The sequence below is a fragment of the Alcaligenes faecalis genome (genome assembly GCF_041521385.1).
GTDB classification, from domain to species: Bacteria; Pseudomonadota; Gammaproteobacteria; order Burkholderiales; family Burkholderiaceae_B; genus Alcaligenes; species Alcaligenes faecalis_E.
In genome coordinates, this window is sequence record NZ_CP168006.1 from 1,532,658 (window position 1) to 1,554,227 (window position 21,570).

18 protein-coding genes and 6 tRNA genes are annotated in these 21,570 nt (G+C 55.7%); 16 read left to right on the forward strand and 8 right to left on the reverse strand.

Annotation, left to right across the window (positions count from 1 at the left end; all coding sequences use genetic code 11):
* Positions 1–79 precede the first annotated feature (79 nt).
* The 4 genes from ACDI13_RS06865 to dacB all read right to left on the reverse strand — a co-directional run bounded on the left by ACDI13_RS06865 (position 80) and on the right by dacB (position 3,531).
* Entirely contained in the window at positions 80–397 is a 318-nt protein-coding gene (locus tag ACDI13_RS06865; protein WP_316989377.1) for a DUF883 family protein, read from the reverse strand.
* 145 nt (positions 398–542) lie between these two features.
* Positions 543–1,259 carry a hypothetical protein gene (locus tag ACDI13_RS06870; RefSeq protein ID WP_316989378.1) on the reverse strand — a complete coding sequence of 239 codons (717 nt, stop codon included), beginning with the start codon at positions 1,257–1,259 and terminating at the stop codon, positions 543–545.
* Positions 1,260–1,361: 102 nt separating this feature from the next.
* Positions 1,362–2,012 carry a uracil phosphoribosyltransferase gene (upp, locus tag ACDI13_RS06875; RefSeq protein ID WP_316989379.1) on the reverse strand — a complete coding sequence of 217 codons (651 nt, stop codon included), beginning with the start codon at positions 2,010–2,012 and terminating at the stop codon, positions 1,362–1,364.
* 70 nt (positions 2,013–2,082) lie between these two features.
* Positions 2,083–3,531, reverse strand: a complete 1,449-nt coding sequence (dacB, locus tag ACDI13_RS06880; RefSeq protein WP_316989380.1) for a D-alanyl-D-alanine carboxypeptidase/D-alanyl-D-alanine-endopeptidase — start codon at positions 3,529–3,531, stop codon at positions 2,083–2,085.
* Between the two features lie 158 nt (positions 3,532–3,689).
* Between dacB and queA the strand changes: the two genes are divergently transcribed.
* The 5 genes from queA (at position 3,690) to secF (ending at position 9,244) form a co-directional block, all read left to right on the forward strand.
* Positions 3,690–4,754, forward strand: a complete 1,065-nt coding sequence (gene queA, locus ACDI13_RS06885) for a tRNA preQ1(34) S-adenosylmethionine ribosyltransferase-isomerase QueA (protein WP_372372917.1) — start codon at positions 3,690–3,692, stop codon at positions 4,752–4,754.
* The gene (gene tgt, locus ACDI13_RS06890) at positions 4,751–5,887 is read left to right on the forward strand and encodes a tRNA guanosine(34) transglycosylase Tgt (RefSeq protein WP_316988223.1); all 1,137 of its coding nucleotides are present in this window, start codon (positions 4,751–4,753) and stop codon (positions 5,885–5,887) included. The genes queA and tgt overlap by 4 nt, the downstream gene beginning before the upstream one ends.
* Before the next feature lie 89 nt (positions 5,888–5,976).
* Positions 5,977–6,321, forward strand: coding sequence for a preprotein translocase subunit YajC (gene yajC / locus ACDI13_RS06895; RefSeq protein WP_003803689.1), 345 nt, complete (start codon positions 5,977–5,979; stop codon positions 6,319–6,321).
* Between the two features lie 60 nt (positions 6,322–6,381).
* Complete coding sequence (gene secD, locus ACDI13_RS06900; RefSeq protein ID WP_316988222.1) at positions 6,382–8,253, forward strand: protein translocase subunit SecD; 1,872 nt, start codon at positions 6,382–6,384, stop codon at positions 8,251–8,253.
* Positions 8,254–8,305: 52 nt separating this feature from the next.
* Positions 8,306–9,244 carry a protein translocase subunit SecF gene (gene secF / locus ACDI13_RS06905; RefSeq protein WP_316988221.1) on the forward strand — a complete coding sequence of 313 codons (939 nt, stop codon included), beginning with the start codon at positions 8,306–8,308 and terminating at the stop codon, positions 9,242–9,244.
* A 596-nt stretch (positions 9,245–9,840) separates the two neighbouring features.
* On the opposite strand, the gene map is transcribed toward secF, so the two are convergent.
* Positions 9,841–10,608, reverse strand: a complete 768-nt coding sequence (gene map / locus ACDI13_RS06910; RefSeq protein ID WP_316988220.1) for a type I methionyl aminopeptidase — start codon at positions 10,606–10,608, stop codon at positions 9,841–9,843.
* Entirely contained in the window at positions 10,605–10,826 is a 222-nt protein-coding gene (locus tag ACDI13_RS06915; RefSeq protein ID WP_316988219.1) for a ParD-like family protein, read from the reverse strand. Before ACDI13_RS06915 ends, map begins: the two co-directional genes overlap by 4 nt.
* Before the next feature lie 262 nt (positions 10,827–11,088).
* On the opposite strand from ACDI13_RS06915, the gene miaB reads away from it, so the two are divergent.
* The 5 genes from miaB to lnt all read left to right on the forward strand — a co-directional run bounded on the left by miaB (position 11,089) and on the right by lnt (position 16,592).
* A complete protein-coding gene (gene miaB / locus ACDI13_RS06920; RefSeq protein WP_316988218.1) occupies positions 11,089–12,489 on the forward strand; it encodes a tRNA (N6-isopentenyl adenosine(37)-C2)-methylthiotransferase MiaB in 1,401 nt (466 codons plus the stop codon).
* 3 nt (positions 12,490–12,492) lie between these two features.
* The gene (locus ACDI13_RS06925) at positions 12,493–13,488 is read left to right on the forward strand and encodes a PhoH family protein (protein WP_316988217.1); all 996 of its coding nucleotides are present in this window, start codon (positions 12,493–12,495) and stop codon (positions 13,486–13,488) included.
* Positions 13,481–13,957 carry an rRNA maturation RNase YbeY gene (gene ybeY, locus ACDI13_RS06930; RefSeq protein ID WP_316988224.1) on the forward strand — a complete coding sequence of 159 codons (477 nt, stop codon included), beginning with the start codon at positions 13,481–13,483 and terminating at the stop codon, positions 13,955–13,957. Before ACDI13_RS06925 ends, ybeY begins: the two co-directional genes overlap by 8 nt.
* Before the next feature lie 147 nt (positions 13,958–14,104).
* On the forward strand, positions 14,105–14,986 hold the full coding sequence (locus ACDI13_RS06935; RefSeq protein WP_316988216.1) for a transporter associated domain-containing protein: 882 nt from the start codon (positions 14,105–14,107) through the stop codon (positions 14,984–14,986).
* Entirely contained in the window at positions 14,973–16,592 is a 1,620-nt protein-coding gene (gene lnt / locus ACDI13_RS06940; protein WP_316988215.1) for an apolipoprotein N-acyltransferase, read from the forward strand. Before ACDI13_RS06935 ends, lnt begins: the two co-directional genes overlap by 14 nt.
* A gap of 62 nt (positions 16,593–16,654) precedes the next feature.
* On the opposite strand, the gene ACDI13_RS06945 is transcribed toward lnt, so the two are convergent.
* Positions 16,655–19,501, reverse strand: coding sequence for a putative bifunctional diguanylate cyclase/phosphodiesterase (locus ACDI13_RS06945; protein ID WP_372372925.1), 2,847 nt, complete (start codon positions 19,499–19,501; stop codon positions 16,655–16,657).
* Between the two features lie 530 nt (positions 19,502–20,031).
* Between ACDI13_RS06945 and ACDI13_RS06950 the strand changes: the two genes are divergently transcribed.
* The 6 genes from ACDI13_RS06950 (at position 20,032) to ACDI13_RS06975 (ending at position 20,711) form a co-directional block, all read left to right on the forward strand.
* Positions 20,032–20,107, forward strand: a tRNA-Ala gene (locus ACDI13_RS06950).
* 24 nt (positions 20,108–20,131) lie between these two features.
* A tRNA-Glu gene (locus ACDI13_RS06955) sits at positions 20,132–20,207 on the forward strand.
* A gap of 24 nt (positions 20,208–20,231) precedes the next feature.
* Positions 20,232–20,308: transfer RNA gene (locus ACDI13_RS06960), tRNA-Asp, on the forward strand.
* A gap of 125 nt (positions 20,309–20,433) precedes the next feature.
* Positions 20,434–20,509 (forward strand) — tRNA-Ala (locus ACDI13_RS06965).
* A gap of 25 nt (positions 20,510–20,534) precedes the next feature.
* Positions 20,535–20,610 (forward strand) — tRNA-Glu (locus ACDI13_RS06970).
* A 24-nt stretch (positions 20,611–20,634) separates the two neighbouring features.
* Positions 20,635–20,711: transfer RNA gene (locus tag ACDI13_RS06975), tRNA-Asp, on the forward strand.
* A 66-nt stretch (positions 20,712–20,777) separates the two neighbouring features.
* Here ACDI13_RS06975 and ACDI13_RS06980 read toward each other — a convergent pair.
* The gene (locus ACDI13_RS06980) at positions 20,778–21,461 is read right to left on the reverse strand and encodes a glutathione S-transferase (RefSeq protein ID WP_316990403.1); all 684 of its coding nucleotides are present in this window, start codon (positions 21,459–21,461) and stop codon (positions 20,778–20,780) included.
* Positions 21,462–21,570: the final 109 nt, after the last annotated feature.

A 21,570-nucleotide genomic window follows, 5' to 3' on the forward strand; every position in this document is an offset into this window, starting at 1 on the left:
GGCAAAGTCCAGATCGGCAAGGCTGCTTTTTATGCTGCTGCAGCCCCACAAAAGGCCCGCAGCGCAGAGCACAGACAGATTAACGACGGCTGATCAGCATACCGAACATCAGGCCCACAATACCGGCCACGCCAATCGCTTGCCAAGGCTTGTCATGGACATAATTGTCGGTTGCCTTGGCAGCACGCAGGCTGTGATCCACTACCGCTTCCTGGGCATCGTGCAAGGAATCCCGGGTCACGCGCAATGAGCGCAACGCTTTTTCACGCAGCTCACCGGCCTTATCGCCCGTGGCCTCGGCTGCTTCACGCATCAATTTTTCGGCCTCATCCAGGCTTGCTTTCACTTCCTCGATGAATTTGTCTCCGCTGTTTTCCACACTTTTCTTGGTAGCCATAAATAACTCCTTGCCGTTGAAAGGGACACGCGACAAATACGTATCGCCAAGTGAATGGCGCCATAGCAGCGCCGCACAAAATTCTTTAACCTGTTATGTCCAGGAGAAAGATACTCGGAGAACCTGTGACATGTTCATCACAGGCTTACTTCAGTTGGGTCACCTCTACCGTAGACGGTACACCGTTCTGAATGCTTTCTTGCTTCATGACCATCTGCACATCCGGGCAATACCAATCGGTAACCTGGGAATTGATTCCCGGAATAGGCAGGCTGATGCCACTGAAACTGGCCTGGGTAGGCTCGATCTCGCGTTGATAGCGAATAGGCCAGCATTGGTAACTGCCCAATGCAGTCTGTATGGATTGTTGAGCGCCAACCGTCTTGGCACCAGTATGGATGCGCAAAACATTGGCCTGACTTCGCTTGTCCAGATTGATCTGAAAGCTCTGACGGGGGAAAGTCTGCCCGTCTTGCAGACCACCATGCTCGTAAGAGAACAGCCCCAGCAAACGCAGATCAAACGATCCCTGAACAGCTTGCAGACCACCACGGCCATCATCACGCTGGAAACGGGTGCGACCATCGCGCACGGTCATGACATAGTCAATATTAGGCTTGCTGGCAGGCAAACCCGCCAAGGCCACACTCGCCTTGCCTTGCACGCGAGCCTGGCATTGATCACCACCCTGCTTTTTCACGTCGGAAAACGCCAGATCCGCGCCCAAGGCCAGAAAACCCGAGCCCGTCAGTTGCACCTGTCCACCGTCACGCATGAAAGGAACATCGCACAAACCAGCCCGAGCCGAGCCCAGGCCCAACGTAAGCAACAGGGGAGCAGCCATCCAAGCATTCAGTTTCATAAGCATTCTGGGTTCAGTGAAACGTAGACTTAACGCTTTATTATGCCCATCCCCTCTAGTGTGCTGGCAAGGGATTGTAAAAAAGCACAACAAGTTCCGGAATTACTCGTCGCCGTCCTGAACCTTCTGACGCGTACCAAAAATACGGTCACCCGCATCACCCAGGCCCGGCACAATATACCCATGCTCGTCCAGATGCTGATCAATGGACGCGGTATAGATATGGACATCAGGGTGATGTTTTTCAAGAGTGGCAATGCCCTCGGGGGCCGCCACCAACACCAGAGCACGAATATTCTTGCAGCCCGCTTTTTTCAGCAGATCGATCGTGGCGACCATGGAGCCGCCGGTTGCCAGCATGGGGTCGATAATCAGGGCCAGGCGCTGATCCAATTCGCCGACCAGACGCTCCAGATAGGTCTGGGCCTCAAAGGTTTCTTCATTTCGGGCGATACCGATCACACTGACCTTGGCGCCAGGAATCAAGTTCAACACCCCGTCCAACATGCCAATACCGGCACGCAAGATAGGGACAACCGTCACTTTCTTGCCAGCCAGCTTTTCCACTTCCACATTGCCACACCAGCCTTCAATCGTGGTGGGTTCCAGGGGCAAATCCTTGCAGGCCTCGTAGGTCAGCAAAGAGGCAATTTCCTGGGACATTTCACGGAAATTTTTTGTGCTCAGATCTGCCTTGCGCATCAAACCCAGTTTATGGCGGATTAATGGGTGACGTATTTCGTGTATGGGCATGATTGCTTCATTCAATTAGGGACTAACTAAAAACGGGGCTGCTGCACAGCAGCCCGCACTATCGTGATCGTTAACGTACTGCCAACCACTTCACCACCGAGTCAAAAAAGGGTCGGGCAGCAGCAGAACGTTCGTCATTGACCATCATGACGACAATATACCGCTTTCCGCTGGCTCCCAGCACGTAACCGGCCAGCGCGCGACTATCGCGTAGCGTTCCGGTTTTCAAGTGGGCACGGCCCTGAACCTCCTCATCGCGCAAGCGCGAACGCACCGTGCCATCCACACCGGAAATCGCGAAGGAAGAAATGTACTCAGGCATCCAGTTCGAGCGCCAGGCGACTTTCAACATGTCGGCCATGCCGCCCGCTGTAACGCGTCCATTACGCGACAGGCCGGAACCATTGTCCACCGTCCAGCCAGCCGTGTTGACACCCTGGCGACCTAAAATTCCCATGACAGCCCGTTCACCACTCGCAACGGTCGCGCCCGGACCGCTCATCTCTGCGCCCACGGTCAGCAAAATGGTCCGGGCCATCACGTTATTGCTTTGCTTATTAACAAGGCGAATCAAATCGGATAATGACCGCGAATCATGCCAGGTAATTGCCTGGGCACGGGCAGGCACACGCCCTGTCTTGATATCCCGGGCCAAGGTGCCGCCCAGATCGCGCCACAGGCTACGAAACAGCTTGTCGAAAAATTCGGTTTGGGAATGCACCAGTCGGTACACGCTGAACTCACCGCAGGAGGCGGCAGCCTTGCCACTGACACGGACCACCATGCCCCCGGCCTCAGGCTGAATCTGGGTGCCAACCACGGGCGAACCCGGGCAGGTCGCCGTCGACCACTCGACTTCACCCTGAACGCGCACGCCCGGCAAGGGCGGGTCGATAATCGCAACCCACTTACGCGCTTGGGTATCCGGCTGAAACACCAGTCGGGACGCCCCCAACCCCACCATCATGGCATCCGGGCTGGCGTTATAGGGGCGGTCGCCCGCATTATCGAAGTCGCCCGGATTGATGGTGACGTTACCGAAGATGGAACGATCCACAACAACTTCGGTCAGATTCTTCACTCCACGCAAACGAAGCTCACGCAACATGTCCCACAATTGCGGCACGGTCAAAAACGGATCGCCCCCCGCCTTGATATACAAAGGCCCTTTCAAGGTGCCTTGTTCATCCACTTGCAAGCCATTCTGGGCCATCAAGGTCGTGCGCCACGTGTATTCTGGCCCCAGCGCAGACAAACCTGCCCAGGTGCTGACCAGTTTCATTACCGAGGCGGGGTTGCGGGGCTCTTGGGCATTGACGCCAATCAGACGCGGGCCCTCGGCTTCGTCCACCACGATGGACAGGGATGATTGCGGCAAGCGGCTGGCATTCCAGACCGAAGCCAGCTCGGGCGGCAAGGCCTGGGCCAAGGCTAACGATGCGCCTTGCACCATGAGCAAGGTGGCCAGGGCCACATGCTTGCAACGACTCAAAACAGGCTTTGCCTTTAAAACGCCCATGCCCTCGTCTCCAACAGATCAATTCAGGAAAGACCCAAGCATACCGAAAGAAAAACACCACGGATATGGCCGTTTCAGCAATCTGACGGCAAAGCGTTAAAATAGTCGGTTACCCCATCAGGCGCGGCCTTCTGGCCAGCGGCCCTTTACGACAAACCATGAGCATCGACCCCTCTTTAACTATCGCCCAGTTCGACTACGAACTTCCCCCTGATCTGATCGCTCAAAGCCCGCCGGCCCAGCGCCAGGGCAGCCGTCTGCTGCATCTGGACAGTGCCAGCCAATTGCATGACCGCCAGTTCACCGACCTGCCCAGCCTGTTGCGCAAGGGTGACCTGCTGGTCTTTAACGATACGCGCGTCATCAAGGCCCGTCTGCACGGCCAGAAAAGCAGCGGCGGCAAGGTGGAAGTGCTGATCGAGCGCGTAACCGGCCCCGATACGGCTCTGGCCCATATCCGTGCCAGCAAGTCCCCCAAACCCGGCACCTTGCTGGAACTGGCCGAAGGCCGCGTACTGGCCGATTGCACCGGGCGGGAAGAAGCCCTGTTTGCGCTGCGCTTTCACGAGCCGGTGCTGGACATGCTGGAGCAATACGGTGCAACACCTTTGCCACCCTACATTACCCACACGGCCGACGAACAAGACGACTCGCGCTACCAGACGGTGTACGCCCGCCACCCCGGTGCCGTAGCCGCCCCGACGGCTGGCCTGCACTTTACCGACGACATGCTGGCCACCTTGCGCGAGCAAGGCGTGGACCAGGCCTTTGTCACCTTGCACGTGGGCGCAGGCACCTTCCAGCCCGTGCGTGTGGATACTATCAGCGAACACGTCATGCACGCCGAACGCTACCATGTCCCCGCCGCCACCCTGGCCAAGATTGAAGCCACCCGCGCGGCCGGTGGCCGCGTCATTGCTGTAGGCACCACCAGCGTGCGTTCGCTGGAGTCTGCCGCCAGCACAGAGCCCGGCATGAACCAGCCCTGCGCCGATGGCAGCATTGAAGGCGACACGCGCCTGTTCATTACCCCCGGCTTCCAGTACCAGTGGGTCGATGCGCTGATCACCAATTTCCATTTGCCCCAGTCCACCTTGCTGATGCTGGTATCGGCCCTGGCGGGGATCGAACCCATACAACGTGCCTACCAGCACGCCGTCCAATCCCGGTATCGCTTCTTTAGTTACGGCGATGCTATGTTCATTGAGCCTCCTACCCCATGAGTGGACTGAAGTTTGACCTTTTAAGCACCGATGGCGCCGCTCGCCGTGGGCAGATCACCTTGAACCACGGTGTGGTGCAAACCCCCATCTTCATGCCGGTAGGCACGTATGGCAGCGTCAAGGCCATGATGCCGCACGAGTTGAACGAAATTGGTTCACAGATCATTTTGGGCAACACCTTTCACCTGTGGCTGCGTCCGGGCACGGAGGTCATGGACAAATACCAGGGCCTGCATAACTTCATGCAATGGGACAAGCCCATCCTGACGGACTCGGGCGGTTTTCAGGTATTCAGCCTGAAAGGCATGCGCAAGATTACCGAGGAAGGGGTGAAATTTGCCTCCCCCATCACCGGCGAGCGCCTGTTTCTGACACCTGAAGTGTCCATGCAAATCCAGTACTCCTTGAACTCTGATATTTCCATGGTGTTCGACGAATGTACGCCCTACCTGATTGACGACCGCCCTGCCACGCATATTGAGGCGGCCAAATCCATGCGCATGTCCCTGCGCTGGGCGCGTCGTTCGCGCGAGGAGTTCAAGCGTCTAAGCAACCCCAATGCCCTGTTTGGCATTGTGCAAGGCGGCATGTACGAGGACCTGCGCGACGAGTCCCTGGCGGGGCTGACCGACATCGGTTTTGAAGGCTATGCCATTGGTGGCCTATCGGTAGGTGAACCCAAAGAGGACATGATGCGCATTCTGGCGCATACCACTCCGAAACTGCCCACCCATGCCCCCCGCTATCTCATGGGGGTCGGTACGCCTGAAGATCTGGTAGAAGGAGTCAGCCAGGGCGTGGACATGTTTGACTGCGTCATGCCCACCCGCAATGCCCGCAATGGCTGGCTGTTTACGCGCTATGGTGACATCAAGATCCGCAACGCCCGTTACCGCGATGACACCCGCCCGCTGGACCCCAGCTGCACTTGCCATACGTGCAAACATTTCTCGCGTGGCTACTTGCATCATTTGCAGCGTTCCAATGAAATTACCGGCTCGCGTTTGAATACCCTGCACAATCTGCATTTCTATCTGCAGATCATGCAAGAGATGCGCGATGCCATTGAGCAAAAGCGTTTTACGGCCTGGCGGGAGCAATTCCATCAGGATCGGGCACGCGGCATTGAATGACACGCGGTTTGTGATGCCGCGATAAAGTGCCGCTACAATACACCGTTAGTTTTTGACAACCCACACAAAAAAATCCTCAGGAGCCCCACATGTCCGCTGTTGACATTCTGACTCTCATCCCCGCCCAGGCCGCTGCCGGTGGTGAAAATGCCTTGATGGGCATGCTGCCCATCATCTTGATGTTTGTTGTGCTGTACTTCTTGATGATTCGCCCTCAAATGAAACGTCAGAAAGAACACCGCAATCTGGTGTCCAACCTGGCCAAAGGCGACGAAGTCATCACTTCCGGTGGTTTGCTGGGCAAAGTCAGCAAGGTTCACGACAACTACCTGACCGTTGAAGTTGCCAACCTGACCGACAAACCGGTCGAAGTTCTGGTCCAACGTGTGGCCGTTACGACTGTTCTGCCCAAAGGCACCATCAAGTCGCTGTAATGCCTCCGACCCCGGACTTCGGTCCGGGGTTGCCATTTCTGCACCCGTCGTAGATATCCCATGAATCGTTATCCCCTCTGGAAATATGTCATCGTCTTGGTCGCGCTGGCGATCGGCCTGATCTATACCTTGCCCAATCTGTTTGGTGAATCTCCTGCTGTGCAGGTTTCCAGCGCCAAATCCACAGTCCGGCTTGAAACCAGCCTGATCAGCCATGTTGAAGAGCTGCTCAAGCAAAACAATATTCCTACGACGGGCTCATATTTTGAGCAAAACGGACCCAGCGCCACCGCGCGTTTTCGTTTTGAGTCCACCGATGTTCAGCTCAAGGCCAAAGACCTGATTGAGCGCGAACTGAACAAGGACTCCCCTGCGACCGCTCCCGACTACACCGTCGCTCTGAACCTGGTGTCCGCATCGCCTGCCTGGCTGACTGCATTGGGCGCGCACCCCATGCACCTGGGTCTGGACTTGCGCGGTGGCGTACACTTCCTGCTGCAAGTCGATATGCAGGGCGCGCTACAAGCCCGCTACGACTCCATGGTGGCTGATGCCCGCAGCGTGCTGCGCGAAGCCAAGGTACCTGTTGGCAATATCGAACGCGATGGCCATTCTCTGCGCATAAGCTTTGCGTCAGCAGACGAGCGCGACCGCGCCCAGCCCGAAATGCGCCGCGCCCTGCCTGACCTGGAGTTCACTCCTGCAGGCGATAATGGTTTGACTGCTCGTTTGACGGAAGCAGCCACCATTCAGGTGCAGACCAACGCACTTACCCAAAACATCACCACCTTGCACAACCGCATCAACGAGCTGGGCGTGGCCGAGCCCGTTATTCAACAACAGGGTTCTGACCGCATCGTGGTGCAGTTGCCTGGGGTACAGGATGTCGCGAAGGCCAAAGAAATTCTGGGCCGTACCGCCACACTGGAACTGCGCATGGTGGAAGACTCCCCCGCTGCCGTTGCTGCCTTGAACTCGGGCACTGTGCCCTTTGGCCTGGAGCGTTACACCGAACGTGGTGGTGCTCCCTTGCTGCTGCGCCGTCAGGTCATCCTGACCGGTGAGAACCTGCAGGACGCCCAACCCGGCCGCGACTCTCAAACTCAGCAACCCACCGTCAACCTGACGCTGGACAACAAGGGTTCGCGCATTTTCCGCGACATTACCCGCAACAACATCAACAAGCGCATGGCGATTGTGCTGTTTGAAAATGGCGTGGGTGAAGTGGTGACGGCTCCGGTTATCCGCAGCGAAATTCCTAACGGCCAGGTACAGATCAGCGGCAGCATGAATGCTCAGGAAGCCGCCGATATTTCCCTGCTGTTGCGTGCCGGTTCACTGGCCGCCCCCATGAGCATTATTGAAGAGCGCACCATTGGCCCCAGTCTGGGTGCCGACAATATTCGCCAAGGCTTCAATGCCACGCTGTACGGCTTTATTGCGATCGCCATCTTCATCATGCTGTATTACCACTTGATTGGCCTGTTCTCCACGATTGGCCTGACCTTCAACGTGCTCTTGCTGCTGGCGGTGCTGTCCATGCTGCAAGCGACCTTGACCTTGCCCGGTATTGCGGCCATTGCCTTGACACTGGGTATGGCCATTGACGCCAACGTGCTGATCAACGAGCGCATCCGCGAAGAATTACGCAATGGCGCCTCTCCGCAGCAAGCCATTCACCAAGGTTTTGACCGTGCCTGGGCCACTATTTTCGACTCCAATCTGACCAGTCTGATTGTGGGTGTTGCTTTGCTGGCCTTCGGCTCCGGTCCCATCCGTGGTTTTGCGGTGGTACATGTGATCGGTATTCTGACTTCCATGTTCTCTTCGGTGGTTGGGGTTCGAGCCCTGGTCAATCTCTGGTATGGCAACCGTCGTCGCCTGCAAGGGATTTCTATCGGCCAGGTCTGGAAGCCACAGGACAAGAAGTAAAGCGCCGAGGCCGGTGCAAACCGGCCAGGCCCAACTACAGGCATAAAGCATCATGGAATTTTTTCGTATTCACCGCACCATCCCGTTCATGCGCCATGCGTTGGTGCTGAACCTGATCAGTTTGCTGACGTTTATCGCAGCGGTTGTTTTCATTATCTTGCGCGGCTTTCACCTGTCCATCGAATTTACGGGCGGTACGGTCATCGAAGTGCACTATCAGCAAACGGTTCAGGTTGAGGATGTGCGCCGCTCGGTTCAGTCTTTGGGCTATACCGATTTTCAGGTACAGAACTTTGGAACCTCGCAGGACATCATGATCCGCTTGCCCGTTCTGGACGGACAAGACTCGACCCAGCAAAGCGAACAAGTGCTCCAGGCCTTGAAGCAGCAACACTCAGATGTGGAGCTGCGCCGCGTGGAGTTCGTTGGCCCTCAAGTCGGACAGGAGTTGTTAAATAACGGCTTGATGGCTCTGGCCTTTGTGGTTGCCGGTATCTTGCTGTACCTGGGTTTTCGCTTTGAATGGAAGCTGGCACTGGCATGTGCGATTGCCAACTTGCACGACGTGGTCATCATTCTGGGCTTTTTCGCGTTCTTCCAGTGGGAATTCTCGCTGTCGGTGCTGGCCGGTGTGCTGGCGGTACTGGGTTACTCCGTGAACGAATCCGTTGTGGTGATGGATCGTATCCGCGAGAACTTCCGCAAGCAGCGCAAGATGTCAGTATCGGAAATTATTGACCTGTCCATTACCCAGAATATCTCGCGTACCATCATCACCCACGGTTCTACCCAGATGATGGTGCTGTCAATTCTCTTCTTCGGTGGCCCAACGCTACACAACTTCTCGCTGGCGCTGACCATCGGTATCTGGTTTGGCATCTACTCGTCTGTCTTCGTGGCGGCAGCCTTGTCTATGTGGCTCGGTGTCAAACGCGAAGACCTGATCAAACCAATCAAGAAAGACGAAGGCGGCGAGGTTGTAGAAGGATAAGTTGCTTCTTTAGTCGCTGTTAAAGAAAAGCCCGACATTGATGTGATGTCGGGCTTTTTTGTTTCTGTAGCTTCTGGATCGCGGGGAATAGGGTGGCAGGCGTTTGTTTTATTGAGGGCCGGAGCAGGTCTGCTTGGCGGGTTATTCGCCCGTGCTGCGCACGGATCCCCTTGTCAGAGGCCAAATGCGGGCGGGTCGTGAACTCGGAGCGCGGTTTGTCCCCCGGACAAACCGCAAGCGTGCTCCTCAAACAGCACGCCCCTTGCACCCCGCATCCAGCCTCCGCCCGCGGCGAACAACCTGACTCGCCCGCCGACCTGCTCCGGCCCTCAATAAAACAAAAAGAGGCTTACTGCTGCCACCCTATATGTATCTGAAGGAATACTTCGGCACGACGGCTATACAGTGGGCGATACTGCGATGACAATATGGCAGAACCTTACTGCTGCAGCGGTTCCAGCGATGTCTAGAGCGAATCTCATTTCCATCAGGCTGATAGAGCGTGTCGCCGCCATTCTCAGCGCACAAGTTGCAAGGATCGGATAAGTCACTACAAGCCGACAGTGTGGGGAACGAAATGGTCGCAGACGACTTAATTAACACGGGATGGTTTCGTCAGGCCGCAGCGTCAATACGCGCACACCCCTGTCTGTCACAGCCACCGTGTGCTCGAACTGGGCTGACAGCAAGCCATCGCAAGTGCGCACGGTCCAGCCATCTTTCCCGATTTGCACCGCATGGCCGCCTTGATTCAGCATGGGTTCAATCGTAAACACCATGCCCTCCTTCAATCGCAAGCCTGTGCGCGGCGTGCCCCAGTGTAGAACTTCGGGGGCTTCGTGCATTTCTCGCCCGATGCCATGCCCGCAGTAATCGCGCACAACGGAGTAGCCATTCTTGCGAGCGTACTGCGAGATGGCGAATCCAACATCGCCCAAAGTCGCACCGGGACGCACGACTTGTATGCCCTTCCACATTGCCCTATAGCAGGCATCAACCAGTTTTTGTGCAGCAGGAGTCACCTGACCCACCGTATAAGTCTTGCTGGAATCCGCAATAAAGCCGTTCTTCTCCAAGGTGATATCAAAATTCACGATATCGCCCTCTTTCAGCACATCCGCCGTGGACGGCATGCCGTGACACACCACTTGATTAGGCGATGAGTTCAGCACATAGGCATAACCGTACTGCCCTTTGCTGGCAGGCCGGGCTTGCAGATCGTGAACGATGTAGCTCTCGACCAGATCATTGATCTGCATGGTGTTCATGCCAATCAGATCCAACTGATCCAGGCGCGTGAACACTTGGGCCAACAAACGGCCCGACTCAGCCATCAAGGCAATGTCATCTGCCGTCTTGATCATGCTGGCTCCGCGTGATCCAGCGGCACCGCAGGTTCACCCAGACCCGCCGCCTTCATTTCACGAGCAACAATCTCGTTAAAACTCAAGGTCGGATTCAGTTCGCACAACAGTCCCATACGTATCCAGAAAGCCGCCTGCGCATTGATGGAACGACATGACACCGTACTCGCCTTGCGTAACTGGTCATGGAGCTCGTCATCAATATTCACAATACCCATTTCTCAATCCTTATATGATTCATATACGAATCATATAAGCCACAAAAACGGGATGCAAGCAGAGCCTGAATGAAAACCCTGATCCAGCCTGATGCCCTGACCAGGCTGTTTTCAGTTCTCCTCATCCAAAGGGCGGCCTGTCTGCAACAAGTCCTCCCACAAGAGTCCTGCTTGCTTGTGGCCCACGGGAGGCTGGGCGTTATAATGCCCGATTCATCATTTTCAATGGCCCGCGGGATATACACCCGTCACGGCTCCTTCTATGACCGACACCACACTCTCTACCCCCGCCAGCGCGGACGCTGCCACCAAGCCTGCCCGCAAACTCTTCATTCGCACCTTTGGCTGTCAGATGAACGAGTACGACTCCGAAAAAATGGCCGACATCCTGAATCAGGATCGCCCCGTGGAGTTGACCACCAATCCCGAAGAAGCAGACATCATCCTGTTCAATACCTGTTCAGTGCGCGAAAAAGCGCAAGAAAAGGTGTTCTCGGATCTGGGCCGGGTTCAGCATTTGAAGGCGCTCAATCCCGATCTGGTGATTGGCGTGGGTGGCTGTGTCGCCAGTCAGGAAGGCGACACGATTATTCGTCGTGCTCCCTACGTGGACGTGGTATTCGGACCACAGACCTTGCACCGTCTGCCCGAACTGATCGTCAAGCGCCGCAACAGTGGCCGTTCGCAAGTGGATATCAGCTTTCCGGAAATCGAAAAATTCGACGCCCTGCCCCCGGCACGCGTGGAAGGCTATTCGGCCTTTGTGTCCATCATGGAAGGTTGCAGCAAGTACTGCAGCTTCTGTGTGGTGCCCTACACCCGTGGTCCCGAAGTCTCCCGCCCCTTTGACGACGTGCTGATGGAAGTGGCCGACCTGGCCGACCAGGGTGTGCGTGAAGTAACGCTGCTGGGCCAGAACGTGAACGCCTACCGTGGCCCTACCGATGTTGCCGGCGAAATTGCCGACTTCGCCATGCTGCTGGAATACGTACACGAGATTCCCGGTATCGAGCGCATTCGCTACACCACCTCGCACCCCAAGGAGATGACCTCGCGCCTGATCGCCGCCCACGGCAATCTGCCCAAGCTGGTCCCCTTCCTGCACCTGCCCGTGCAAGCCGGCAGCGACCGTATTCTGGCTGCAATGAAACGCGGCTACACTTCGCTGGAGTTCAAATCCATCGTCCGCCGCCTGCGCGAGGCCCGTCCCGACATCGTCTTGTCCTCGGACTTTATTGTGGGCTTTCCCGGTGAGACGGAAGAGGATTTCCAGAAGACACTGAAGCTGATTCGCGATGTGAATTTCGACCAGTCTTTCTCTTTTGTGTATTCGCGTCGTCCCGGTACGCCCGCCGCCGACCTGGAAGACACCACCAGCAAAGAAGAAAAGCTGGACCGCCTGCACCGCCTGCAAGCGCAAATCAACGAACAGGCCCAGGCCATCAGCCAGGCCATGGTGGGCAGCGTGCAACGCATTCTGGTGGAAGGCACCTCGCGCAAAGACGACTCGGAACTGAAAGGCCGTACCGAAAACAACCGCATCATCAACTTCCCCGGCGATCCTCGCCTGATCGGACAAATTGTGGATGTGCACGTGACCCAAGTACTGACCAACACCCTGCGCGGAGAAATCGTGACCCATGACCGGGTTGCAGGAGCCTGATCTATGACTAGCCAACGCCGCCGCATGCCCACTGCCTTGCGCCTGGACGGGGACAATACCCATCTGGCCAATCTGTGTGGCCCTTTGGACGAGAACATCAAGCAGATTGCCATTGCCTACGACGTCACCCTGCGTCGGCGTGGCAGCCATGTTTCGATTGAAGGCGAGCGCGCGGACGAGGCCGCCAAGGCCATTGACTGGTTCCATTCGCGTGCCGTACACCGTGCGCTCAATATCGACGACATTCAACTAGGCCTGGTGGAGTTGGGCGCCAGTCGCCGTCACGAAAAAGAGGCACAGCCCGAGCCCCTGCCCGAGCTGCCTCCCGTTGGCCAGGAAGAAATCTCCCTGCGCACCGCCAAGCGTGATCTGCGTCCCCGCACGCCCGGTCAGCGCGAATATCTGCGCAACATCCTGAACAACGACATCAACTTCGGCGTAGGCCCGGCTGGTACCGGCAAGACCTGGTTGGCGGTGGCCTGCGCCATTGATGCGCTGGAGCGCGAATCCGTCCACCGTCTGGTGCTGACACGGCCTGCCGTCGAAGCAGGTGAGCGCCTGGGCTTTTTGCCCGGCGATCTGGCCCAAAAAGTAGACCCCTATCTGCGCCCTCTGTACGACGCGCTCTACGACTTGATGGGCGTGGAAAAAGTACAGCGCCTGTTCGAGAAACAAATCATCGAAATCGCCCCGCTGGCCTATATGCGCGGTCGCACGCTGAACCACGCTTTTGTCATTCTGGACGAAGCCCAGAACACCACGCCGGAACAAATGAAAATGTTCCTGACCCGCATCGGTTTTGGCAGCAAGGCCGTGATTACTGGCGACCCCACCCAGGTAGACCTGCCCAAAGGCCAGCGCAGTGGCTTGAATCATGCCGTCCAGGTACTGGAAAACGTACAGGGTATTTCCTGCTCGCGTTTCAGCAGCCGCGATGTGGTGCGCCACCCTCTGGTTGCGCGAATTGTGGACGCCTATGAACGAGCCGGTGATGCCTGATCTGTCCTTAAGCGTCCAGTACGCTGTTGATTGCCCCGAGCTGAGCCGCTCCCGTATCCGCCGCTGGATGCAGCGCGCAATCGATATGGCGGTCGAACGTATCCATCCCGAAGATCGCTTCACCGCCCTGTCCGCCACCTTGCGCATTGTGGACGCCGAAGAAGGCCAAAGCCTGAACCTAAGCTACCGGGAACGCGACTACGCCACCAATGTGCTGACTTTTGAATATGGTCAGGACGAAGACGGCGTGGTCAGCGGCGATATCGTGCTTTGCCTGCCCGTGCTGGAACGTGAGGCCCAGGAACAGCAAAAACCGTTTCTGCACCATGCCGCCCACCTGGTTGTGCACGGCTGCCTGCATTCTCTGGGTTACGACCACATTGAAGAAGATGAGGCCAAGGACATGGAGGCGCTGGAAACCGCCGTGCTGGCCAGCCTTCGCATCCCCGATCCTTATCAGGAACGCTAGGCCCGCCTGTCCCGACCGCCTGTAACCGGCGATCATAAAACAACATTAAGACTAACCGCCCTTCGCGCATTCCGAATAATGACAGGTACATACCCTGTCATCGTTTTTCGGTTATGCTTAATTATTCTTTAACTCGTCCTTCGGACAATGTCAGACTCTGCTCCCGACCCCGAGCCCCGTCCCTCAAAGACCAGCTCAAACAACCCTATCTCTCGCTTAAGTGCTTTTTTCAATCGGCGTCCCGAACCCGAAGACCGAGAAGACCTTAAGTCTGTTCTGGTTGCGGCCCGCGCCCGCAACGTTATCGACGACGAATCGCTGGCCATGATTGCCGGTACGTTGGATATGGCCAACAAAACCGTCGCCGATATCATGGTGCCTCGATCCAAGATCGATATGCTGGACATCGCCAAACCGTTAACCGAGATGCTGCCCATCATTATTGAGACGGGCCACAGCCGCTTTCCGATCTACGAGGATGAGCGCGACAATATCATCGGTATCTTGCTGGCCAAGGACTTGCTACTCTCGATTGCCAATCCCACGCTGGATTTGCGACCGCTGATCCGTCCTGCCGTTTTCATTCCGGAGACCAAACGCCTGAACGTTCTGTTGCACGAGTTTCGGGGCAGTCGCAATCACCTTGCCGTTGTTATTGACGAGCACGGAGGTACGGCAGGCCTGGTCACCATGGAAGACGTACTGGAGCAAATTGTGGGCGACATCGAAGATGAATACGATGAAGACGCCGAGCAGACCATCTTCCAGGCCGGCCCCGATAGTTGGCGTGTCATGGCCCTGACTGAAATCCCCGATTTCAACAAAGAATTCCAAACCAGGCTTCCTAACGACGACTTCGATACAGTCGGTGGTTGGCTGGCATCCGAATTAGGACATATCCCTCGCCGGGGCGATGTGGCCCAGCTTGATGGCATCAGCATCACCGTTGTGCGCGCCGACGCCAAGCGAGCTTTATGGTTGCACGTTCAGCGAGCCACACCCGCCGAGCCCGATCTTGAACAAGCCTGATTCCCCCCCCTTACCCCAGGCGCTGAGCGTCGCTTTATTGCTGGTTCTGGGGGGCTTGCATGCCCTGTCCTTCTCCATTGGCCCTCTGCCATCCTGGATTCTGCCCTTCTACCAGATCACCTTGCTGGCCATTGCCTGCTCACAGATCATGGGCTCCAGGTCCGTGCGTCAAGCGTTTGGACGCAGCTATCTGTTTGGGCTGGGTCATTTTGGCGTAGGGATTTACTGGCTGTACATCAGCATGCACCAGTATGGTGGTATGCCCTCGTGGATGGCCGCCCTGGGCGTTCTGCTGCTGGCCGCGGCCCTGGCCGTCTTCCCGGCTCTGGCTTCGGCAGTTTGGCAAAAGCTGCGTCCCAATCACGATAGTGATGCCTGGCTACCACGATTGTTGTTATCAGCAGGCTGGGCAAGCTGCTGGGCGCTCAGCGAATGGTTGCGCGGCAATTTACTCACTGGCTTCCCTTGGCTCAATATCGGCTATGCCCACGCAGAAGGGATGTTTACCGGCTGGGCGCCCGTTGTGGGTGTCTATGGTTTGGCCTGGTTGTCGGCTTTCAGTGCCGCCGTGATTGCACAATTTGCCGCTTCCAAAGACAAGAACCAAAGCCCTTCCAGCGCGATCGGCATTGGTATCACCCTGATTTTCGGCCTGATCGGCATCAGCTTGCCTCATATTGCCTGGGTTCAATCTCATGGTGCCCCCTTTATTGCCCGCCTGGTGCAAGGCAATATCGACCAGAGCGCCAAGTTCGGCCCCAACATGAACGAGGGCATAGAGCGTTACTACGAGCTGGCAAACTTGCCCGCCAAATCTCCCGAAGACGCTCCGCGTCTGATCGTTCTGCCAGAAACGGTGATCCCTGTCCTGCAAAACCGCTTGGAGAGCAGCTTCTGGCTACGCTGGACGGAGCTGGCGCAGCGCCATCAAGCCAATCTGGTATTGGGCGTACCCATGGACCGTGGCACCGTCAACGGCAAGCCCAGCTATACCAACAGTGCTTTGCTCATCAGCCCCGAGACCCAGCCCCAAGACATTATCAACAGCACGGCCAGCTACTACGACAAACATCATCTCGTACCTTTTGGCGAATTCATCCCCACCGGCTTTCAGTGGTTTGTGGACATGATGAACATTCCGTTAGGAGATTTCCATCGCGGTGCCTTGCCGCAAGCGCCCTTCAAGATGGCGGAAGGCCGTGTGGCCCCCAACATCTGCTATGAAGACGTGTTTGGTGAAGAAATCATCCAGGCCGTGCAAGGCAGCCCCGGCCAGGAAGGCGCTACCTTGCTGCTGAACATCAGCAATCTGGGCTGGTTCGGCGATTCCTGGGCCTTGAGCCAGCACTTGCAGATCTCGCGCATGCGGGCACTGGAAACTGGTCGCCCCATGCTGCGCGCCACCAATACCGGCATGACAGCCGCCATTGATCCTTATGGGCGTGTTCGTGCGGTTCTGCCGCCCCTGACGCCGGGTGTGCTGGATGTAGAAGTTCAAGGCACAACAGGCCTGACCCCCTACGTGAAATACGGCAATCTGCCCTTCTTGATCTGGGCAGGCCTGCTTCTGATTATTTTTGCCTGGCGCTCTCGCCGCCAAGCCTAAGCCAAGCGGCACACGTGCCATCACAGACTTTGCGAGTGACAAACAAGCATAAAAAGCGCCTGCTACTGTAAAGTCTGTGACACATTGGTATTCAGTCGCTCTACAAACCCGTCTGCATGCTCCTGATTCCAGGTTTTGCACCAACCCACGAATTCATTGGCTGGGATAGGTGCAGAGCACAAATAGCCCTGCATGAAGTCGCATCCTGCACCGTTCAACAAATCCAACTGCTCTTGAGTGGTCACCCCTTCTGCCACGACATACAAGCCCAGCTTTTGCGCCATGACGATCATGGCCTGGGTCAGAACCAGATCTTCGCTACTCAATGCCAGATTACGGATATAGCACTGATCAATTTTGAGCACATTGATCGAAAAACGCTTCAGGTGCGATAAAGACGAATAACCCGTGCCAAAATCGTCCAGCGCCACGCTCATACCGTATTCACGCAAAAAGCGTAATTGTTGCAAAGCCTGCCCTTGATCATCCAGCAGCAGGCGCTCGGTAATTTCAACCACCAGCGCATCACCCGGAATGCCTTCGGCTTGCAGATATTGCACCCATTCCCGTGCGCAGGAGCCATTCAGTTTGAACTGTGCAGGCGATACATTCAAACTGACTCTGAAGGCAGGGTCCAACTCCTGCCGTAGCTGAACCGCAGCCTGGGCAGCCGTCTCAAACACCCATTCACCGATCAGAACAATCAGCCCGGAATCCTCGGAAAAAGGGATAAACTCTGATGGCGGCACCAAGCCCAGTTGCGGGTGCTCCCAACGAATCAGGGCCTCGGCACGCGTAACACGCCCCGTACGTAAATCCACAATGGGCTGGTAATAAAGCTGAAACTGCTGCTCGCTCAGGGCATTTTGCAAATCCTGCGAGAAACGAAGGCGTGCCTCCACGGCTTCGCTCATGGCAGGCAAAAACCGGCAGTATTGATTGCGGCCACACGCCTTGGCCGCATACATAGCCATATCGGCATTTTTCAAAAGCTGCCCAGCATCGTCGCCATCCTCGGGAAACAGCGTGATGCCCACGCTGGCCGAGACGGACACCGAGTTATTGTCCAACTGAAACGGCTCCTCAATCGTGTCCAGCAAACAGCGACAGGTACGCTCCACGATCGAAGTATCACTGATATCCGAGATGATGACCGTAAACTCGTCCCCGCCAATTCTGGCCACGGTATCCGTTACCCGCACGCAACGTTGCAGGCGCTGCGCCACTTCCTGTAGCAGGACATCGCCCTTTTCGTGCCCCAAGGAGTCGTTCACGTCCTTGAAAAAATCCAGATCCATAAAGATCAGCGCAAAAGGCAAGCCGGTGCGGTGGGATCGGTCTCGAGCTTGCTGCAAACGATCCTGAAACATCTGGCGGTTGGGCAAACCCGTCAAATGGTCGTAATGCGCTTGCTTCCACATCTGCGCTTCACGTTTTTTATGACTGGTAATATCGGTGAACAAGCCAATGTGACGATACACCGTCCCGTCCGGATTCCAGGCAGTACTGATCGTCAAGCGTTCGGCAAAGTCCTCTCCATTCTTGCGACGGTTCCAGATGTCTCCCTGCCACCGCCCCGTTTCTGAAATCTCCCGCCACATCCTGCGGTAGAACTCATTGTCCTGTCGCCCGGAATTCAAAATAGACAGAGTGCGGCCTCGAACTTCATCCAGTTCATAACCCGTAATGCGGCTGAAAGCCGGGTTGGCATCGACCACATGGCCAAAACGATCCGTCACTACGATGGCTTCACACGTATTCTCGTACACCACAGCGGCCAAACGGCCTGTCACCTCATTGCGTACCCGGGTGGTGATATCCTGAACCACCGCCACCACAGCCAGACGTCCATCCAACTGGATGGGAATAGCGCAAATCTCTACATCAATGGATTTACCGTCATAGCGCAGTGCCCGTGTCTCATAACGCATACTGCTGCCACCAGAACGCGAATCAGGCACTGCTTGAGTCAGGGATGGAAATCGAGGTTCCAAAAAAACTTGATCAACTGCGAACTCCTGCCGCAATTGTGCACGGCTATAGCCCAATGTTTCAGCAAGCTTTTTATTGACGAAATCAAAGCGGCCATCGCGAGATATATAAACCCCCAATAAAGGGTTATGGCTCAAGCTGCGACATATGGCATTGAGCTGAGCTAAATGACGTTGTTGAATTGAAAACTGTGCATCCAACTGTTGAATCTTCAAACCGCAGAAATTCAAAATCTGCGACAAATAATGCGTTTCACTCGTGCCTGAACTGGTGCTTTTTGCGCGGTAATTACCGCTGGTAAAGGCTTGCCCCTGAGCCACCAGTTGTCGCAAGGGATCGGCGGCCCAGGCACGCAACATGAAATAGAACAGACACAAAGCCAACAAATCCAGACTCAACATGAAAAACACGGTCCAACGATGTTGAGCACGTATGCTTTCGCGTGAGGCGTCAAAGGCATCCAGCAATTGCTGAGTATTGTGGCGAAACAGGGAGTCTTCCGCGTTCAGGCTGGCGGCCGGCAAGAGCACCTGTTCCGAACTGACCGGAAAGTCCAGACGCATCAAGCGCCGTTGCCATTCATTACTCAGCTGGGAGACCAAGCCCAACAAGGGTTTGTCCAGCGGTGGCAGCATGACGCCGTCAACCATCCCCCCCTCTCTGAGCAAATGCACTACCCCCTGGAACTGTTGATCCAATTGGCGCAAGCGAGCGGGCGTTGAACTGGACGGTACAGCTAAGGCGACGGAATAGCTGATGTCCGAGAGCTGACGCAACAGACCACTGCTGGCCTGTAGACGGGTGTGCGCCTGATTCTGCTTGTAAATGACAGTAACCGTTGCCGAAATCAACAACAACCAGGCTAGCAGCACCCAAATCAGCAAGGCACTCAAACTGATTCGTCTTTGTGCATCCACTGGAACTGGCAGAGGTGATGATATGCACTGCTTTGCTGACATAGCGCCATTAAATAAGAAAATGCAGGCTGAGAGATCGACCTACAAAACGTAATTATTGCAGGTGAAATGTTACTCAACGAAGCATAACATTATTAGATTACAGAGCAGCAAAAATTTCTTATAAACCCTTAATTTATGCGCCTAATGAGCAGATCACCCCCCTCCTTAAGAGACATAAAAACGACGATAGGACAGGAAACTATTTTTGCTTATTAATCCACAAATGAAATTCTTTGACACAAAAAAGATACAAAACATGGCATAAAACAAAAAGATACAAGGGGCTCCAAGGGATCATTCCACACCTTGTTGTCACCCACTACGAGCCAGGGGCATCATTTTTTGCTCTTCCCTATCGCCCCGCCCCCCGGTCACCTGACGTTTTTGCACTTTATTTTGCTTTTTTTCCTCAAAAGACTTGCACAAAGCTAAAAACCTCTTCATAATCTCAATTCTTCGTTGGTGGTCGACACAAAGAACACCGAAATGGGGGTATAGCTCAGCTGGGAGAGCGCTTGCATGGCATGCAAGAGGTCAGCGGTTCGATCCCGCTTACCTCCACCAAAACGAAGATTAGTTGTAAGTCCTGTCCCCTTCGTCTAGAGGCCTAGGACACCACCCTTTCACGGTGGGTACAGGGGTTCGAATCCCCTAGGGGACGCCAACGCTTTTGCTTGGCAACCGCTGCGGAGCGGTAGTTCAGTTGGTTAGAATACCGGCCTGTCACGCCGGGGGTCGCGGGTTCGAGTCCCGTCCGCTCCGCCAAAAGATTTTTAAAAATCAGTCTTGTACTGGTTTTAGCAGTTTAAAGTGGCAAGCCTCGTCAAGCCTGACACTTATTTCGATACTTCGGTGTTTTGACGCAGTCAAAATACGAAGTAAAGAAAATTGGGGGTATAGCTCAGCTGGGAGAGCGCTTGCATGGCATGCAAGAGGTCAGCGGTTCGATCCCGCTTACCTCCACCAAAACGACGATTTAGTTGTAAGTCCTGTCCCCTTCGTCTAGAGGCCTAGGACACCACCCTTTCACGGTGGGTACAGGGGTTCGAATCCCCTAGGGGACGCCAACGCTTTTGCTTGGCAACCGCTGCGGAGCGGTAGTTCAGTTGGTTAGAATACCGGCCTGTCACGCCGGGGGTCGCGGGTTCGAGTCCCGTCCGCTCCGCCAAAAAATTCAAAAAGCCTGATAGATTTCGATCTATCAGGCTTTTTTCATGCTGCTTTGCTTGATCAGTCAGACAGCAGGAAAACGCACTATCTCGCTATCCGGCGTCCAGGCAGGATACTTATCCATAATGCTCAGGAACAAGGGGCTGGACTGAAAGTTCAGCAGCCAGCTCGACAGCGCCGTCCAAGCTTGCGCATCGAACCAGGCCCGGTCCACTTGTGCGAATTGCCGCACAAACGGCGCAATCGCCACATCCGCCAGACAGGGACGCTGTCCCATCAGGTAACCCTGCTGTTCAATGCGGGCATTCAGCCCCATCAATAATTCACTGGCTTGTGCCCTATGCAGGACCGAGAAACTGGCAGCATCCGTAAATTGCTCGTCCTCGGTGTGGCGATCCGGGTATTTATAACAATCCAGATGCCGTTTGAAAGGGCCATCATTGGCCGCAATCAGGGCCAACATTTGCTCGGCATCGCCCTGCTCGGGCTGCAAATACTGTTTGGGGTCTCCAATGGCCAAAGCCCAACGCATAATGTCCAGGCTTTCATCAATAACCTTACCATCGGGCAAGACCAGCACGGGGACGGTGGCTTTGGGAGAGGCCAGACGCAGAGCCTCGGGTTTGTCACGCAGCACAACTTCGCGCAACTGACAGCTTACGCCGCTGGCCGCAATGGCTAGCCGTGCCCGCATGGCATAGGGGCAACGGCGAAAGGAATACAAAATGGGCAGATCAGATAAGGACATGCTCAACACCGTTAAAAAGCCGCGTCTCAGGTACGGACTTAACGCGCTGGCGTTCATGCAAAGCGCCCTTCTGCAATAGAAGGGCGGGCTATAAACGAGGCAGCGTCAG

Coding starts and splice junctions, on each gene's coding strand:
- ACDI13_RS06865 (WP_316989377.1), bottom strand. CDS start 397: ATGGCTACCAAGAAAAGTGTGGAAAACAGCGGAGACAAATTCATCGAG.
- ACDI13_RS06870 (WP_316989378.1), bottom strand. CDS start 1,259: ATGAAACTGAATGCTTGGATGGCTGCTCCCCTGTTGCTTACGTTGGGC.
- upp (WP_316989379.1), bottom strand. CDS start 2,012: ATGCCCATACACGAAATACGTCACCCATTAATCCGCCATAAACTGGGT.
- dacB (WP_316989380.1), bottom strand. CDS start 3,531: ATGGGCGTTTTAAAGGCAAAGCCTGTTTTGAGTCGTTGCAAGCATGTG.
- queA (WP_372372917.1), top strand. CDS start 3,690: ATGAGCATCGACCCCTCTTTAACTATCGCCCAGTTCGACTACGAACTT.
- tgt (WP_316988223.1), top strand. CDS start 4,751: ATGAGTGGACTGAAGTTTGACCTTTTAAGCACCGATGGCGCCGCTCGC.
- yajC (WP_003803689.1), top strand. CDS start 5,977: ATGTCCGCTGTTGACATTCTGACTCTCATCCCCGCCCAGGCCGCTGCC.
- secD (WP_316988222.1), top strand. CDS start 6,382: ATGAATCGTTATCCCCTCTGGAAATATGTCATCGTCTTGGTCGCGCTG.
- secF (WP_316988221.1), top strand. CDS start 8,306: ATGGAATTTTTTCGTATTCACCGCACCATCCCGTTCATGCGCCATGCG.
- map (WP_316988220.1), bottom strand. CDS start 10,608: ATGATCAAGACGGCAGATGACATTGCCTTGATGGCTGAGTCGGGCCGT.
- ACDI13_RS06915 (WP_316988219.1), bottom strand. CDS start 10,826: ATGGGTATTGTGAATATTGATGACGAGCTCCATGACCAGTTACGCAAG.
- miaB (WP_316988218.1), top strand. CDS start 11,089: ATGACCGACACCACACTCTCTACCCCCGCCAGCGCGGACGCTGCCACC.
- ACDI13_RS06925 (WP_316988217.1), top strand. CDS start 12,493: ATGACTAGCCAACGCCGCCGCATGCCCACTGCCTTGCGCCTGGACGGG.
- ybeY (WP_316988224.1), top strand. CDS start 13,481: ATGCCTGATCTGTCCTTAAGCGTCCAGTACGCTGTTGATTGCCCCGAG.
- ACDI13_RS06935 (WP_316988216.1), top strand. CDS start 14,105: ATGTCAGACTCTGCTCCCGACCCCGAGCCCCGTCCCTCAAAGACCAGC.
- ACDI13_RS06980 (WP_316990403.1), bottom strand. CDS start 21,461: ATGTCCTTATCTGATCTGCCCATTTTGTATTCCTTTCGCCGTTGCCCC.